12 protein-coding genes are annotated in these 15727 nt (G+C 70.8%); 5 read left to right on the forward strand and 7 right to left on the reverse strand.

The genetic code is table 11. The features are described 5' to 3' along the window. Window positions 1-112 precede the first annotated feature (112 nt). The 4 genes from GV015_RS04050 to GV015_RS04065 all read left to right on the forward strand — a co-directional run bounded on the left by GV015_RS04050 (window position 113) and on the right by GV015_RS04065 (window position 4350). Window positions 113-1180 carry a LacI family DNA-binding transcriptional regulator gene (locus GV015_RS04050; protein WP_236555324.1) on the forward strand — a complete coding sequence of 356 codons (1068 nt, stop codon included), beginning with the start codon at window positions 113-115 and terminating at the stop codon, window positions 1178-1180. Window positions 1181-1259: 79 nt separating this feature from the next. Next, window positions 1260-2546: an amidohydrolase gene (locus GV015_RS04055; protein ID WP_079704463.1), complete on the forward strand. Its 1287-nt coding sequence runs from the start codon at window positions 1260-1262 to the stop codon at window positions 2544-2546. Then, a complete protein-coding gene (locus GV015_RS04060; protein WP_079704464.1) occupies window positions 2543-2944 on the forward strand; it encodes a YbjQ family protein in 402 nt (133 codons plus the stop codon). Before GV015_RS04055 ends, GV015_RS04060 begins: the two co-directional genes overlap by 4 nt. Before the next feature lie 101 nt (window positions 2945-3045). Further along, the gene (locus GV015_RS04065; protein ID WP_159876749.1) at window positions 3046-4350 is read left to right on the forward strand and encodes a glycoside hydrolase family 125 protein; all 1305 of its coding nucleotides are present in this window, start codon (window positions 3046-3048) and stop codon (window positions 4348-4350) included. Between the two features lie 26 nt (window positions 4351-4376). Here the strand turns inward: GV015_RS04065 and GV015_RS04070 are convergent, their stop codons facing one another. The 7 genes from GV015_RS04070 to GV015_RS04100 all read right to left on the reverse strand — a co-directional run bounded on the left by GV015_RS04070 (window position 4377) and on the right by GV015_RS04100 (window position 13338). Next, on the reverse strand, window positions 4377-5006 hold the full coding sequence (locus GV015_RS04070; protein WP_079704466.1) for a response regulator transcription factor: 630 nt from the start codon (window positions 5004-5006) through the stop codon (window positions 4377-4379). Further along, complete coding sequence (locus tag GV015_RS04075; RefSeq protein ID WP_159876751.1) at window positions 5003-6298, reverse strand: sensor histidine kinase; 1296 nt, start codon at window positions 6296-6298, stop codon at window positions 5003-5005. Before GV015_RS04075 ends, GV015_RS04070 begins: the two co-directional genes overlap by 4 nt. Window positions 6299-6384: 86 nt before the next feature. Continuing rightward, window positions 6385-7245, reverse strand: a complete 861-nt coding sequence (locus GV015_RS04080; RefSeq protein WP_159876753.1) for an ABC transporter permease — start codon at window positions 7243-7245, stop codon at window positions 6385-6387. Further along, a complete protein-coding gene (locus tag GV015_RS04085; protein WP_159876755.1) occupies window positions 7242-8165 on the reverse strand; it encodes an ABC transporter ATP-binding protein in 924 nt (307 codons plus the stop codon). The genes GV015_RS04080 and GV015_RS04085 overlap by 4 nt, the downstream gene beginning before the upstream one ends. A 183-nt stretch (window positions 8166-8348) precedes the next feature. Then, entirely contained in the window at window positions 8349-8924 is a 576-nt protein-coding gene (locus GV015_RS04090; RefSeq protein ID WP_159876757.1) for a hypothetical protein, read from the reverse strand. Window positions 8925-9022: 98 nt separating this feature from the next. Further along, window positions 9023-10363 (reverse strand): MATE family efflux transporter, encoded by a 1341-nt coding sequence (locus GV015_RS04095; protein ID WP_236555326.1) that lies wholly within the window; start codon window positions 10361-10363, stop codon window positions 9023-9025. A 65-nt stretch (window positions 10364-10428) separates the two neighbouring features. After that, entirely contained in the window at window positions 10429-13338 is a 2910-nt protein-coding gene (locus GV015_RS04100; protein WP_159876759.1) for a VTT domain-containing protein, read from the reverse strand. A 150-nt stretch (window positions 13339-13488) separates the two neighbouring features. Between GV015_RS04100 and GV015_RS04105 the strand changes: the two genes are divergently transcribed. Then, a complete protein-coding gene (locus GV015_RS04105; protein WP_159876761.1) occupies window positions 13489-15468 on the forward strand; it encodes a M13 family metallopeptidase in 1980 nt (659 codons plus the stop codon). Window positions 15469-15727 lie beyond the last annotated feature (259 nt).

Genomic DNA, 15727 nt, shown 5'->3' on the forward strand with positions numbered 1-15727 from the left:
TCGGTGCTGGTGCGCCTGGGCGCTCGGTGGAGCGGGGTGGTGAGGCCCGTGCATCTGGGTGGATCTGACGAGAATCGAATCGATTCGATTCCGTCGACTAAGCTAGCAGATCGTGGACCAGGAATCACGCCCCTCGCGACCGACGCTCGCCGATGTCGCCGAGCGCGCGGGGGTGTCGCCGTCGACCGCCTCGCTCGCGTTCAGCGGCGCCGGACCCGTCTCCGAAGCGACCAAGCAGCGGGTGCTGCAGGCTGCGGCCGACCTCGACTATGCCGGCCCCGACCCCCGGGCCCGTTCCCTCCGCCAGGGACGCAGCGGCATCGTCGGAGCCGTCGTCGCCGGCCGGATCGGGCACTCCTTCCGCGACCCGGTGATGATCCAGACCCTCGACGGACTCGCCGACGAACTCGGCGCGGTCGGTGCCGGTCTGCTGCTCCTGAACGACGCGCAGGAGGGCACGCTGCAGTTGAGCAACGCACCGATGGACGGCGTCGTCCTCATCGGCTGCAGCCCGAACCTCGACAGCTCGGTCGCGATCCTCAGCCGACGGGGGATGCCGATCGTCTCGATCGAGGGACTCGCAGCCCTCGGCGTCCCCGACATCGCCGTCGACAACCGCGGCGGCGTGCGTGAGGAGGCGCGACACCTCGCAGATCTCGGCCACGAGCGTGTCGCCGTCGTCACCCTCAACCTCGACCCGACCGAACGCCGCGGCCCGCTCACGCCCGAGTGGGAGCGATCCGCCACGACGGTCCCGGCGATCGAACGCTTGCAGGGCCTCCGCGACGTCTTCCCCGACGCGCAGGGGTTCGTCACCACGGGGTCATCGCTCGAGGAGGGGCGGGTCGCCGGACACGCCATCCTCGACGTTCGGGCGGGTGAACGGCCGACGGCGATCGCTGCACAGAGCGACCTCCTGGCCGCCGGCGTCATCCGCGCAGCCGAGGAACTCGGCATCTCCGTCCCCGCGGAGCTCAGCGTGGTCGGGTTCGACGGCATCCGCGTCGAGGGGCTCGACTACGACCTCACGACGGTGTGGCAGCCCTCCCGCGAGAAGGGGTCGGCCGCCGGCCGCGCGATCGTCGCCATGCTCGACGGCCGCGATCCGGAGAGCGAGCAGTTCAGCGTCCGCTTCCACCCTGGAGCGACGACGGCACGGGTCCCCGCTCCACAGCTCTGAGTCCTCGCCGGGGTTTCGACAGCCCCTGCCGTGCGGCTGACCCGCCCCGTAGGGTGGAGGAGACGCTCGAAGGAGACCCATGACCGACCAGCCCATCGCCACCGCAGCACTCGTCCAGCAGGAGGCGGCGTCGCTCGCCGTGTCGCTCGCACCGGTGTACCAGGATCTGCACGCCAATCCGGAGCTCTCCTTCGCGGAGCACCGGACGGCCGCCCTGGTCGCGGATCGCATCACGGGCCTCGGGTACGGGGTCGCGACGGGGATCGGCGGCACCGGTGTCGTCGGCGTACTGGAGAACGGCGAGGGACCGACGGTCCTCCTGCGGGCCGACATGGACGGCCTGCCCGTCCTGGAGGAGACGGGCCTCGACTACGCGAGCGTCGCGCGCGGGGTCGACCCGGAGGGCAACGACGTCCCGGTCATGCACGCCTGCGGCCACGACGTCCACGTCACCTGTCTGCTGGGTGCCGCCGAACTGCTCGCCGCACGGCGCGACACCTGGTCCGGGACACTCGTCGTCCTGTTCCAGCCGGCCGAGGAGGCCGGCGGCGGTGCGCAGGCGATGGTCGACGACGACCTCTACGCACGCGTCCCGAAGCCCGACATCGTGTTCGGCCAGCACGTCGGTCCGCTGCCGGCCGGTGTCGTCGGCACGCACGCCGGTCCGTCGTTCGCCGCGACCGACGCCTACCGCGTCACCTTCCACGGCCGCGGCGGGCACGGATCCCGCCCGCAGTCGACGATCGACCCGATCGTGATGGCGGCGTCGGCGGTCGTCCGACTCCAGAGCATCGTGTCCCGCGAGGTCGCCGGAACCGACACCGCGGTGCTCACCGTCGGCACGATGCACGCCGGCACCAAGAACAACATCATCCCCGACACCGCGCAGATCGGCGTCAACATCCGCAGCTACGAACCACACGTGCGCGACCGCGTTGTCGGCTCCATGGAGCGCATCATCCGTGCCGAGGCCGCAGCATCGGGCGCCGAGCGGGAACCGGTGATCGAACACACCGAGGCCTTCCCGGTGCTCGTGAACGATCCCGCGGCGACCGGTGCGGTGACGGCGGTGTTCGCCGACGCGTTCGGTGCCAACCGCGTCGTCGACCCCGGTCTCGTCACGGGGAGTGAGGACGTCGGCATGCTCGCGACGGCCGCCGACGCTCCCATCGTCTACTGGATCCTCGGGGGTGCCGACCCACAGGCCTTCGCGGCGGCCTACGCCTCGGGGCGCATGGAACAAGACCTCCCCGGCAACCACTCCTCGAAGTTCGCTCCGCTCATCCACCCCACCCTCGACACCGGCATCGCAGCGCTCTCGCTCGCGGCACTGTCGCGTCTGGCCGGAACGGCGGCCACCGCATGATCGTCGTGACGACGGACACCGTCGCCGGACACCGCATCGACGCCGTCCTCGGCGAGGTCGTCGGGCTCACCGTGCGAGCCCGCGACTGGGGCTCCTCGATGTCGATCGGCTTCTCGGCGCTCGGCGGCGGCGAGGTCCCGGGGATGACCCAGCTGCTGTTCGAGTCCCGCCAGGAGGTCATGCGACGCCTGGTGGCCGACGCGGAACAGCGCGGCGCGAACGCGGTCCTCGCGATGCGCCTCGAGACCACCGACATCGGCGGTGCGTGGACGCAGCTGACCGCCTACGGCACCGCGGCGTACCTCGTCCCGATCCCCGCAGGCGAGCCCGGAGCGACCGGCCAGTCCGCCTACGCGGCGGAACAGCCGGACGCCCCGAAACCACGCGGCGACGTCTGACGGTGGAGCGGAACGAGGGGCACGCCCTTCGTTCCGACCTGCGCTGACCTGACTCGACCTGACCCGCCCGATCACCGCGCCGACGCAGACGGAGGAGCCCCATGACCGCTTGGATCGACGAACTCATCACCGAGGTGACCACGGCTGTGCGGGAGCGCAGTGACGAACGGGTGGCCGAGATGTTCGAGCGCTGCTTCGCCGACACCCTGCACAGCACGATGACGCCCATGCCGGACGGCACCGTGTTCATGCTCACCGGCGACATCCCCGCGATGTGGTTGCGCGACTCGAGCGCCCAACTCGCTCCCTATCTCCACTTCGCAGCCGACCACCCCGAGCTGGCCGAGCTGCTCGTCGCCGTCAACCGCCGGCAGCTGGACGCGATCGCACTCGACCCCTACGCGAACGCGTTCAACGCCGAACCGAACGGGCACGGCCACCGCGACGACCGCACCGACGCGTCGCCCTGGGTGTGGGAACGCAAGTACGAGATCGACTCGCTCTGCTACCCGCTCCAGCTCGCACACGACATCTGGCTGGCGACGGGGCGCCGCGACCACCTGGATGCGCGGTACCGCTCCGCCGTCGTCGCGGCGATGGAGGTCTGGCGGGTCGAACAGCACCACGAGGAGCGCTCGCCGTACCGGTTCCAGCGGTTCGACGCGCCGATCTCCGACACGCTCGTCCGCGACGGACTCGGGCCGGAGACGGCGTGGACCGGGCTCTCGTGGTCGGGGTTCCGGCCGAGCGACGACGCAGGGCGGTACGGCTACAACGTTCCCGGCAACCTCTTCGCCGCGGTGACGCTCACCGGGGTCGAATCGATCGCTGTCGATGTGCTCGACGATGAGGCACTCGCCGCGCAGGCCGGTGCGCTCCGACGCGAGCTCGAGACCGCGATCGACGCCCACGGTGTCGTGACGACCGATCAGTACGGCGACGTCTACGCCTACGAGGTCGACGGGTTCGGCAACGCGCTCCTGATGGACGACGCCAACGTGCCGAGCCTGCTCTCGCTGCCGTTCCTCGGCTGGTGCGCGCCCGACGACGCCCGGTACCTCGCCACCCGACGGTTCCTGCTCAGTGAGGACGACCCGAGCTACTTCGTCGGGTCCGCCGCCCGTGGGATCGGGAGCCCACACACGCCCGACGACCACATCTGGCCGATCGCCCTGTCCATCGAGGGCCTCACCTCGCAGGACGAGCAGGATCGCGCCCGCCTGCTCGACACGCTGCTGCGGACCGACGCCGGCACCGGGGTCATGCACGAGTCGTTCCACAAGGACGACCCCGACACCTTCACCCGCCCCTGGTTCTCCTGGGCGAACGCGATGTTCTGCGAGTTCGTCCTCGACGTGGTGGGTCTGCGCACGCACGTGCGGCGTCCTGTGCCCCGAGGAGACTGAACGGACCCGCAGTCTCGTGCGCCGGCTCAGAGCAGCCGCAGCTCCTGCGCACGGGTGACGGCCCGGGTCCGGTCGGCCACCTCGAGCTTCTCGAAGACGTGCAGCAGGTGCGTCTTCACCGTCGACTCCGAGATGAAGAGTGCCGCCGCGATCGCCCGGTTGCTGTTGCCGGCGGCGACGAGCGCCAGGACCTCGAGCTCGCGAGCGCTGAGCTGCGGGCGGGCTGGGGTCCCACCCTGCATGCGGCCGACGAGCGTCGCCGCGATCGTGGGCGCGAGCACCGTCTGACCGGCGACCACCGAACGGATGCCGGCCAGGATCTCCTGCTCGGGCGCCGCCTTCAACAGGTAGCCGCCGGCTCCGGCCTCGATCGCGCCGAGGATGTCGTCGTCGGTCTCGTAGGTCGTCAGCACGAGCACCCGGACGCCTGGCACGCGCTGCACGATGCGCGCCGTCGCCTCCGCACCGCCGAGGACCGGCATGCGCAGGTCCATGAGCACCAGGTCGGGCCGGTGCTCCTCGGCAGCCGCGACCGCCGCAGCGCCATCCGCCACCTCGGCGACGACCTCGAGGTCGTCCGCGCGCCCGAGCAGCGCGACGATGCCCGATCGCACGATGGGGTGGTCGTCCGCGACCACGATCCTGATCCGTGTCATCGTCCGTCCTCCACGGTTCTTGAGCCTGTCGAAGGGCTGCCGACCGAGAGGCCGTTCGTGGTCCCTGAGCCTGTCGAAGGGCCCGCCTCGATCGTCACCGGCGCTCGCACCAGCACCGTCGTCCCCGCTCCGGCGGCACTCGTGAGTTCCACCGTTCCGCCGAGCAGCGTCACCCGGTCGTGCATGCCGTGCAGCCCGAAGCCCGCGCCCGGACTGGTCCCGAGCAGCGCGCCGTCCGGGTCCGCGATCCCGACCCCGTCGTCGGAGATCCGCAGTTCGGCCCAGCCGTCGTCGACGGTGAGTACCAGCTCGACGCGGTCGGCGGCGGCGTGCTTCCGGATGTTCGCGAGACCCTCCTGGGCACTCCGGAGCAGCACGACCTCGGGTGCTCGCTCGAACCGTTCTGACGGGGCGTCGACCTCGACGACCACGCCCGTCTCACGGCTGAACCGCTCGCCCAGGCGCCGCAGGCTGTCACCGAGGGTGGTGTCGGCGGCCGGCATCGCGGCCAGCGTGGCCACGAGGGATCTCGCCTCGCGCAGGGCGTCGCGTGCCGTGCTCTCGATGAGGTCGATGCTGTCGAGGGCGGTGATCGGTCGACCGTCCAGCGGGGAGGCGTCCGGCGTGCCCGCGACGGTCTCACCGACCTCGGAGCGGGCGCGTTGCGCGAGCAGCACCACACTCGTGAGGCTCTGCGCGATGGTGTCGTGGATGTCGCGAGCCATGCGTTCGCGTTCGGCGGCCGCTCCGGCCTCCCGGCTCGCCCGTTCCGATTCCGCCTGAGCGGTCTGCAGACTCACGAGGAGTCGTGCCTTCTCGTCGCCGAGCTCGGCGATCCGGGTGATCCAGAGCCCGAGGGACAACGCGAAGACGAGCGAGACGCTCTGGATCGCGAGCCCCTGCAGGATCGCCTCCGGGGCGGCACCTTGTCCGACGATGAAGCCGACGGCGAGGGCCGCCGCGCTCGCGATGTTGAGGATGATCGCGTTCCGGGTGTTCGGCGTCAGCACCCACAGCAGTGGGAACACGAGGCACTGGAGGGTCAGGACGTTCGGGGAGAACGCCGTCCCGACTGCGGTGAGGGCGATGAGGGTGATCGCGAACCAAAGCCCGCCCTGCGGACGCTCGAGGGTGCGGCGCCCGACCGTGTAGTAGACGAGGCAGAGCGCCGCCAGCACGATCCAGACGCCGACGGCCCGCTCCGGTGCCCCGGCCGCGCTGACGCTCACGAGCGCACCGACGATCACGCACCCCGCGCCGAACGCGACATCCCACCACCGTCGTCCGTCCATGTCCCAACCCTCCCATCCCTGCTCGCGAACTGTCACTTCCTGCCAGTTCCGGCGGCGTACACCCACCGGAACTGACAGTTCGCGAGCTAGGAGCGGCGGACCCAGCGGAAGGTGAGGCGGGTGAGGACGAGGCCGACGATCGCCCAGACGACGAGGACGAGCGCGACCGTCGGGAGGTCCCAGCCACCGGACGGCTCCTGCGAGGCGAACCCCTCCGGCAGGAATACGGAGCGCATGCCCTGCGCGATCCACTTGAGCGGGAAGACACTCGCGACGTTCTGCAGCCACTCGGGGAGCATCGTGAACGAGAGGTAGACGCCGGAGATGAACTGCAGCACGAGCACGATCGGGATGATGACGGCCGTCGCGCTCTTACCCGTGCGGGGGAGCGCCGACAGGGCGATACCGAGGACGGCCGACGTCGCGATGCCGAGCAGGTAGATCCAGGCGAAGGTGAGCCACCGCTCGGGCTCGGACGGCAGGGTGACGTCGAACAGGAACCGCGAGACGAGGAGCAGCAGCGCGATCTGGAGCACCGAGGTGACGAGGACCTGCCCCATCTTCCCGAGGAAGTAGGAGATCACCGGGAGCGGGCTGCCGCCGAGGCGCTTGAGCGTGCCGTCACTCTTCTCCGTCGCGATGTCGGTCGCGAGGTTCTGGACGCCCGAGAGGAGGATGCCCGCGGCGATCATGCCGGGGAGGTAGAAGGCGGCCTGGCTGACCCCGCCGGTGCCGTCGGGTGCCTCGCCCACGTTCCCCATCGCACTGAACGCGGTCGAGAAGATCGCGAGCATCACGACGGGGAAGAGGAAGGTGAAGAACACCTGGTCGCCGGAGCGGAAGTAGATGCGGGTCTCGTAGCCGATCCGTCTCGCACCGAGTCGGAGGGTGCGTCCGTGGGGGAGTGACGGGACGAGCGCGTTGGTGGTGCGGTCGATGGTGGTCATGCGCTGACTCCTGTCGTGGTGACCTGCGTGGCCGGTGACGGTGCTGCTGATGGGGCGGTCGACGACGCAGCGCCGTCGGCCGCGTGGACGAGCCCGAGGTAGATGTCCTCGAGGCTCGGACGGATGACCTCCAGGTCGCGCGGCTCTCCCCCCAGTGTCGCCGTGAGATCGGCGACCCGTGCGGCCGGCACCTCGGTCCGTTCCTCATGGAGGCCGTGCTCGTCGCGCCAGCGCACCACGGGGATCCGGGCCTCGGCACCGCCGATCTCGTCGACCGCGCCGATCTCCACGAGTCGACCCGCCGCGATGACGGCGACGCGGTCGGCGAGTTGGGCGGCTTCGTCGAGGTAGTGGGTGGTGAGGAGGATCGTCGTTCCGTCGCGTTTGAGCGAGCGGATGAGCTCCCAGAACTGCCGACGCGCCTCGGGGTCGAACCCGGTCGTCGGCTCGTCGAGGAACAGGAGGGCTGGGCGGCCGACCACCCCGAGCGCGACGTCCACCCGACGACGCTGGCCGCCCGAGAGCTTGCCGATGCGCGTGCCCGCCTTGTTCGTGAGCCCGACCGCCTCGATGACCTCGTCCACATCCCGCGGGTCCGCGTAGTACCGGGCGAACTGTGTGAGCTGCTCCCGGACCGTGACGTTGGCGGCCTCGGCACTCGACTGGAGGACGATGCCGAGGCGGGCCTTCCAGTCGAGACCGCCCTTCGCCGGGTCGACACCGAGGACGCTCGCCTCGCCGCCCGTCCGGTGCCGGTAGCCCTCGAGGATCTCGATCGTGGTGCTCTTCCCGGCGCCGTTCGGGCCGAGGAGGGCGAAGGTCTCACCCGGGTGGATGTCGAAGGAGACCCCGTCGACGGCGGTGAAATCGCCGTACTGCTTGCGCAGCTCGCGGACCTCGATGATCGGTCGTGTGCTCATGGTGTCCATGCTCGTCCGCTGGGACGCGCACCGGTAGCGGTGGAGGGGCTGATCCTCGTATCCACCGATCGGTTGATGCGCGAGCGGCCTGATTCCCCGCCGCGTCTGCTCGGTGGGTCGACAAGCACGAGCGCCCACCCACCCGACGAGGGTGGATGGGCGCTGGCGTGACGCTGGGGCGGCTCAGCCGAGCGCCGCGGTGGAGACGACGACGACGAGGTCCTCGACGTTCTCGAACCCGGCGGTCTCCTGGGTGAGCTGGGTGAACGGGATCCCGATGATCGTCAGCCCGTCGAGCGATCCGGTGAACGTGCCGGCGGCTTCGGTCACGCTCGCGCCACCGGCCGTCGCGTTCGCGGCCGCTGCGGTGAGGGAGGCAGCGCCGCCGGAGAGGACGGCGTAGCTGCCCGAGGCGTCACCCGCTTCGTAGCTGAGGATGCACACGGTCGGCAGGTCGCCGAGGACGGCGGCCGGAGCGAAGGTGGCCTTCGCCGCGGCGACAGCGGCCGCCGGGACCGCGACGCCGCTGGCTGCGCTGAGCGTGTTGACCTGCTCTTCGGTGCACTTCGTCGCGCCCGATGCCGGCTCCTCCTGGGCAGCGTCCTCCGTGGCCTCGGGCGCGGTCGTGGCGCTCGTCGAGGGTTCGGAGTCGGCCGGTGCGTCGCCGCTACTGCAGGCGGCGAGCCCGAAGAGCCCGATGACGGCGACGGCGGCCACCGCGGAGACGCGGAGACGGTGGTGAGCGGAGCGAAGTGACATGGTGGTTCCCCCTGGAATCGTGAGCGTTGACGGATGCTCAGGTCCAGGATGGGGGACTGAGGCGGCAGCCTCAATGGGGACAACTCCCCAGTTGTCGGTCAGGCCCCGGTGCGCATCCACGTCGTCGTGCGGGCGCGGAGCCCGAGGGTGGTCGCGCGCGCGCCGAGATAGCCGACGAAGAAGGTGAGCGCCAACCAGGTGAGCCCGGTCTGCCCGCCGGGTGCCCAGGCGAGGACCGCGAGCGCGAACGGCAGGAAGACGAGCGTGTTGAGCAGCCCGGTGATCGCGAGGTACTTCGCGTCGCCGGCGCCGATCAGGACGCCGTCGAGGACGAAGACGACACCGCCGAGCGGGGTGGTGACGGCGAGCACGATGATCGCGGGCACGATGAGCGTCGCGAGGTGGGGGTCGCTCGTGAAGAGCAGGCCGATGACCGGGCTCGCGAGCGCGATGACCAGGCCGAGCACGATCCCCGAGCCGACGCCCCACTGCAGGCAGCGGACGAGGACGGCACGCACACCTGCGACGTCGCCGGCCCCGAGCCCCTTGCCGACGAGCGCCTGCGCGGCGATCGCGAGGGCGTCGAGTGCGAAGGCGAGGGTGGCGAAGAGGGTCATGACGAGCTGGAACCCGGCGAGTTCGTCGGTGCCGAGGTCGGTCGCGACGAACACGGCGATGAGCATCGCGGCGCGGAGGCTGACCGTGCGGAGGAACAACCATCCGCCGGAACGGGCCGCGCCACCGAGGCCGGCGCGGTGCGGGCGGAGACTCGCTCCTGTCCGACGCACATGGCGTAGGACGACGACGAGATAGGCGACGACCATGCCCCACTGCGCGATGACGGTGCCGATGGCGGATCCCGCGATGCCGAGTCCGAGGCCGTAGATGAAGAGGAAGTTGAGGCCGATGTTCGCGGCGAACCCGGCGCCGGCGACCACGAGGGGCGTGGTGGTGTCCTGCAGGCCGCGGAGGAGCCCGGTCGCACCGAAGACGAGCAGCATGGCGGGGATGCCGAGCATCGAGATGCCGAGGTAGGTGTCGGCCTGCTGGGCGACGGCGTCCGTCGCACCGAACAGCCCGACGAGCGCGGGGGAGAGGAACCATCCGGCCGCACCGATCACGACACCGAGCCCGAGCGACAACCAGAGCCCATCCACCCCGAGCGACACCGCGCCGCGTTCGTCGCCGTGTCCGAGACGCCGGGCGACCGCGGGCGTCGTCGCGTAGGCGAGGAACACCATGAGTCCGATGACCGTCTGCAGGACCGCGCTCGCGACCCCGAGGCCGGCGAGCGGCACGACGCCGAGGTGGCCGATCATCGCGGAGTCGGCGAGCAGGAACAGCGGCTCCGCCATCAGCGCCCCGAGCGCCGGGACCGCGAGCCGGAGGATGTCGCGGTCGACGGGTCGCAGTCGTCGCCTGTCCGGTCCCGTGGTCACCCGCCGAGCCTAGCCGCGGGTGGTGACACGCCGCGTCGCCGTCCGAGGCGGGACGAGTCGACGTCCTACCGCGCGAGCAGCGACCCGCTCAGGCCAGGGAGGTCGCGGAGACGGATGCCCGTGAGGAAGCCGGCCGCGGCGGCGTAGGCGACCCGCGGTTGGTCGGCGTCCTCGCGGCAGGCGAGGAACAGCGGCACGGCGGTGGCGCCCAGGCGCTCGGCGACGTCGGCGATCTCCGCGAAGCCGACGAGCGGGTCGACCCGGTGGGCGATGCCGGCCATCGTGCGCACGGCGACGCCGTCGGGCTCGGTGCCGTCCTGTGCCAGCCCGGAAGCAGCGAACGAGACCATGGCTGCGCCTTCGGACGCGAATCGTCGGCAGGCGTCGGTCATGGCCTGCTCGACGGCTCGGCTGGTGTGTTCCTCCGACGTTGTACCCGCACTCGCAGCCGCAGCCGCAGCCGTGTCGGCGTCGTCGTCCGGCAGAGCACGACGGACCGCGTCGAGCGCCCACCCGTGCACGGTGCCGCCGGCGCCGGGGATCGGCAACCAGGACACCGCCGCGAGCACGGTGCCTGCGGCGTCCGTCACGACGGAGACCCGGACCGCGGTCGGCTCCCGGTCGTCGCCATCGGGGGCGTCGATGCTCGAACCCACCGTGAGACCGAGCTCGGGCACGTGCCGGTCGGACACCCACACCGACGACAGCGCGCGGATCTGGCTACGGAGCTCCCACGGCAGTTCGCGAGCGGCCAGGAGGATCGAGGTCGTCGGATCCGCGCCGATGGCTCCCGTCGCATCGTCCGGACCAGCGGGTTCTGATGCATCAGCCCCGCTGAGGTCGAGCACGAGGTCTCGACCGAGCGGCGACACCCGCCACCCCTCGGGCACGATGCGCGCGTCGCGGGTGGCGAAGACCGCCGGTGTGAGCCCCTCCTGCTCGGCCGCCGTCGCGAACGCCGACACCGCGGCGACTGCACCGCCGGGGTCGCCGATCGGCTCGCCGAGGGCAAGCGCGACGCCGGCATGCTGCTGGTAGGCGACCGCGTGTCCACCGTCGGCCGTGACGAACACCCGGTTCTCGGGTCGGAGTGCCGAGGCCGCCAGCGGTCCGCCGCCGTGTTCGCGCAGCAGCTGCGCCGCCTTGGCGCGCGCTCGCCGCGCACCCGGACCGATCGCCCCGGGCAGGCGTCGCCTGGTCTGGTTCGCCGCGACCCGGAACGCGTGGCGCGACAGCACGAGGACCACCGCCTGTCCCGCCCACAGGACGCTCGCGGAGATCCAGATGGTCGACGCCACGACCGGCACCTGGGCCAGCCAGGCGAGGGCGATGAGGGCGAGCGTGACCAGGAGGTTGCCGACGGTGAGCACCATCGCCGCCCACCAGGCCCAGCGATGACCACGGCGGAGCCAGTTCGCGATCACCAGGATCGCGATGGTGTCGACCCCGACGTCGAGGATCGAGCCCTGCGTCAGGGTGGTCGAACCGAGCGGCCCGTCGAGCGGCACGAGGGTGACGAGCAGCTGCACCGCACCGATCACGAGCAGCCCGGAGACGGCGAACAGCCGCCAGTCGCGCATGGTGGGTCGTGGGGTCGACCGGTGCTCGCCGAGGAGGAGGCGGGCCACGATCACGAAGACGACCGTCGTGATGAAGTGCTCGAGGTCGTCGATCTTCCCGACGTAGAGGAGCGCGATCGACACCCACGACAGGAGCAGCAGCCGCCAGCGCAGCCGGTAGGGGGAACGCATGAACGCGGTCGCGGTCGCGACGCAGGCGAGGATGCCGCAGCTCGGACCGACGTCGAGCGTCGTCACGAGGGACTGCGCCCACGGCCAGTCGAGCCGAGCCAACGCCAGGGCCGCACCGAGGGCCCCGAAGACACCGACGAGATGGCCGGCCACGAAGATCGCCGACGCCCGCAGCGTGCCGAATCGGACCTCGACCCACCCGCCGAACACGGCCGCGCCGACGATCGCGATGAGGTAGGCGAGCGGGTCGGCGGTGATGAACATGCCCGTCAGGACCGTCCACCAGCGCCCGGCTTCAAGGCTCGGCACCCCGTACGCGAACGCCGGGTACCAGGCGGCCTGGTCGATCGTGCGCCACAGGCCACCGGTCACGACGCCGAGGGCGACGAAGACGGTGACGAAGGCGGTGGTCGCGGGGGTCGTCCGCAGGGCCCAGCGCAGCGGCGTCAGGACGACGGCAATCGCGGCGCGCAAATCGGTGCGGACGGGGGCCGAGCTGGCGGCCCGGGTGGTCGGCGTGTCCATTCGGGCGTCGGCGTCGGTCGTGGCCGGGACCGACCCGGATGGAGACAGCAGTTCGTCGAGCTCCGCCTCGGTCATCGACACGGGCGCGCGATCGGCGGCCGGCCGGGCGGCCCGACGACGGATCCGGAACACGACGACCACCGCGATCACGACGGCCGCGGCACCGGCCAACGCGAGCGCCGCCCAGGAGAAGCGGTGCAGGAACTCGGTCGCGGCACTCCCCAGGACGGTGACGACCGTCACCACGAGCGAGGCCCAGGCGATGCCACCCGCCGCGTTGGCGACGAGGAAGTGCGGGTACGTCATGCGGAACATGCCCGCGAGCGGTCCGGAGAAGATGCGGAGGACGGCGATGAACCGTCCGACGAACACCGCCCACGGCCCCCACCGCCGCATGAGGTGCACCGCGGCGCCCAGTCGCTTCGGCCCCACGTGCTTCGGGAATCTGCGGTTCAGCACCGACAGGAGCCGCCGGCCGTACCGCTTGCCGATCCAGTACCCGATCGAGTCGCCGAGGATCGCACCACCGGCGGCCGCGGCGGCGACGAACACCGGGTTCAGGCCGCTCGACGCGGCGAGGAGGGTCGCCCCGATGAGCACGGTCTCTCCCGGCAACGGCACGCCGAGGCTTTCGACCGCGACGACCAGGAAGACGACGAGGAGCAGGACGCCGGGCGGGAAGTCGGCCAACCAGTCCACGCGGGCTCCTTCCGGCCGGGTGGGTCAACGGTAGTCCCTCGTTCCCCGAAACGCTCGCGACGCTCCTCCACAGGACTCGGTCCAGAGCGGCACGCCCGCTCTGAGAGAACACCCGAGCCGTGGTCAGGTGCCGTCGCTAGGCTGATCCGCATGACTGACGCGCAGCTCGCCTCCGGCATCGACCGCTCCGAACTCGACCCGGCCGTGCGGCCGCAGGACGACCTCTTCCGCCACGTGAACGGCAAGTGGATGGACCGCACCGAGATCCCCGACGACAAAGCTCGCTGGGGATCGTTCCACCAGCTGGCGGAAGACGCCGAGAACGCCGTCCGCGACATCATCGAGGAGTCGCAGACGAACCCCGACGGCGAGGAGGGCGTGAAGATCGGCGCCCTGTACGCCAGCTTCATGGACGTTGACCGGGCCAACGCCCTCGGAGCGACCCCGCTCGCCGACCAGCTCGCCCGCGTTGCAGCGGTCGACTCCATCGAGTCCTTCCTCCGCCTGTCCGGCGAGTTCGAGGCGGAGGGCGTCGGCGGCTTCCTGCAGCTCTTCGTCGACAACGACCCGGGCAACCCCGAGCGCTACCTCGTCTTCGCCGAACAGGGCGGCATCACGCTGCCCGACGAGTCCTACTTCCGTGAAGACACCTTCGCCGAGATCCGCGAGGCCTACCGCGCACACCTCCAGACGATGTTCGAGCTCGCCGGCATCGACGACGCTGCCGCACGCGCCGACCGCGTGTTCGCCCTCGAGACGGCGATCGCGTCCAAGCACTGGGACAACGTCGCCACCCGCGACAGCGAAAAGACGTACAACCTCTACTCGTGGGACGAAGCTGCGGCGCTCGCCGCGGGCGCCGACCTCGACGGCCCGGACCTCGCCGTCTGGCGCGATGCGATCGGCGCCGCCGATGCGGTGTTCGCCGAGATCGTCGTGCGTGAGCCGAGCTTCCTCGAGGGCCTCGGGGAGCTCCTCGTCGCCGAGCAGCTCGAGTCCTGGAAGGACTGGCTGGCCTGGAAGGTCGTCCACGGTGCCGCTCCGTACCTCTCCGAGGAGTTCGGTCGCGCCAACTTCGACTTCTACGGCAAGACCCTCACCGGCACGCCGCAGCAGCGCGAGCGCTGGAAGCGCGGCGTCTCGCTCGTCGAGGGCATGCTCGGCGAGGCCGTCGGCCGCATCTACGTCGACCGGCACTTCGGCGCCACGTCGAAGGACGAGATGGACGTCCTCGTCGGCTTCCTCGTCGAGGCGTACCGCGACAGCATCGAGAACCTCGAGTGGATGAGCCCCGAGACCCGCACGCGCGCGCTCGAGAAGCTCGACAAGTTCACGCCCAAGATCGGATTCCCCGTGAAGTGGCGCGATTACTCGGCGTTGGAGCTCGAAGCCGACGACCTGCTCGGCAACGTCCGTCGTGCCAGCCGGTTCGAGATGGACCGAGAGCTGGGCAAGATCGGCAAGCCGCTCGACCGCGACGAGTGGTTCATGACGCCGCAGACGATCAACGCCTACTACAACCCCGGTTTCAACGAGATCGTGTTCCCGGCCGCCATCCTCCAGTATCCGTTCTTCGACGCCGGCCGCGACGCCGCCGCGAACTACGGGGCCATCGGCGCTGTGATCGGTCACGAGATCGGGCACGGCTTCGACGACCAGGGATCGAAGTTCGACGGCGACGGCCGACTCACCGACTGGTGGACCGAGGCCGACCGCGCGGCGTTCGAGGAGCGCACCGCGTCGCTCATCGAGCAGTACAACGCGCTGGCTCCCGCCCAGGTGCCCGACCACCACGTGAACGGCGCCCTGACGATCGGCGAGAACATCGGCGACCTCGGCGGGCTCGGTATCGCCTGGAAGGCGTACCTGCTGTCGCTCGAGGGTGCGGAGCCGCCGGTCATCGACGGCCTCACCGGCGCGGAGCGGTTCTTCCTCTCCTGGGCGCAGGCCTGGCAGCAGAAGGGACGCGACGCGGAGGTCATCCGACTGCTGTCGATCGACCCGCACTCGCCGAACGAGTTCCGCTGCAACCAGATCGTCCGGAACATCGACGCCTTCTACGAGGCGTTCGGCGTCACCGAATCCGACGCAGCCTGGCTCGCCCCCGAGGAGCGCGTCACCATCTGGTAGCGCCGCTTCTCGCGGAGCCTGTCGCCCCCTGCCGATGACCCCAGTAGTGGGACATGCGGAAGACCGACAGACGCTGCGAGAATCACTCTGGAGTCGACGAATCGTCATCCCGATGCACTCGTGAAGCTCATGGCGCGAGACCCGAACAGCGCCTGAGCCGACCTGGTCCGATCCGTCCGGTTCACAGCAGCGTCGCCGTCGATATCGCCCCAGCCCCAGCCGTCCCCCGGCCCGGGCGAGGCGGTACCGGCGGCGACGT

The sequence above is a fragment of the Plantibacter sp. T3 genome (genome assembly GCF_902506515.1).
Taxonomy (GTDB): Bacteria; Actinomycetota; Actinomycetes; order Actinomycetales; family Microbacteriaceae; genus Plantibacter; species Plantibacter auratus.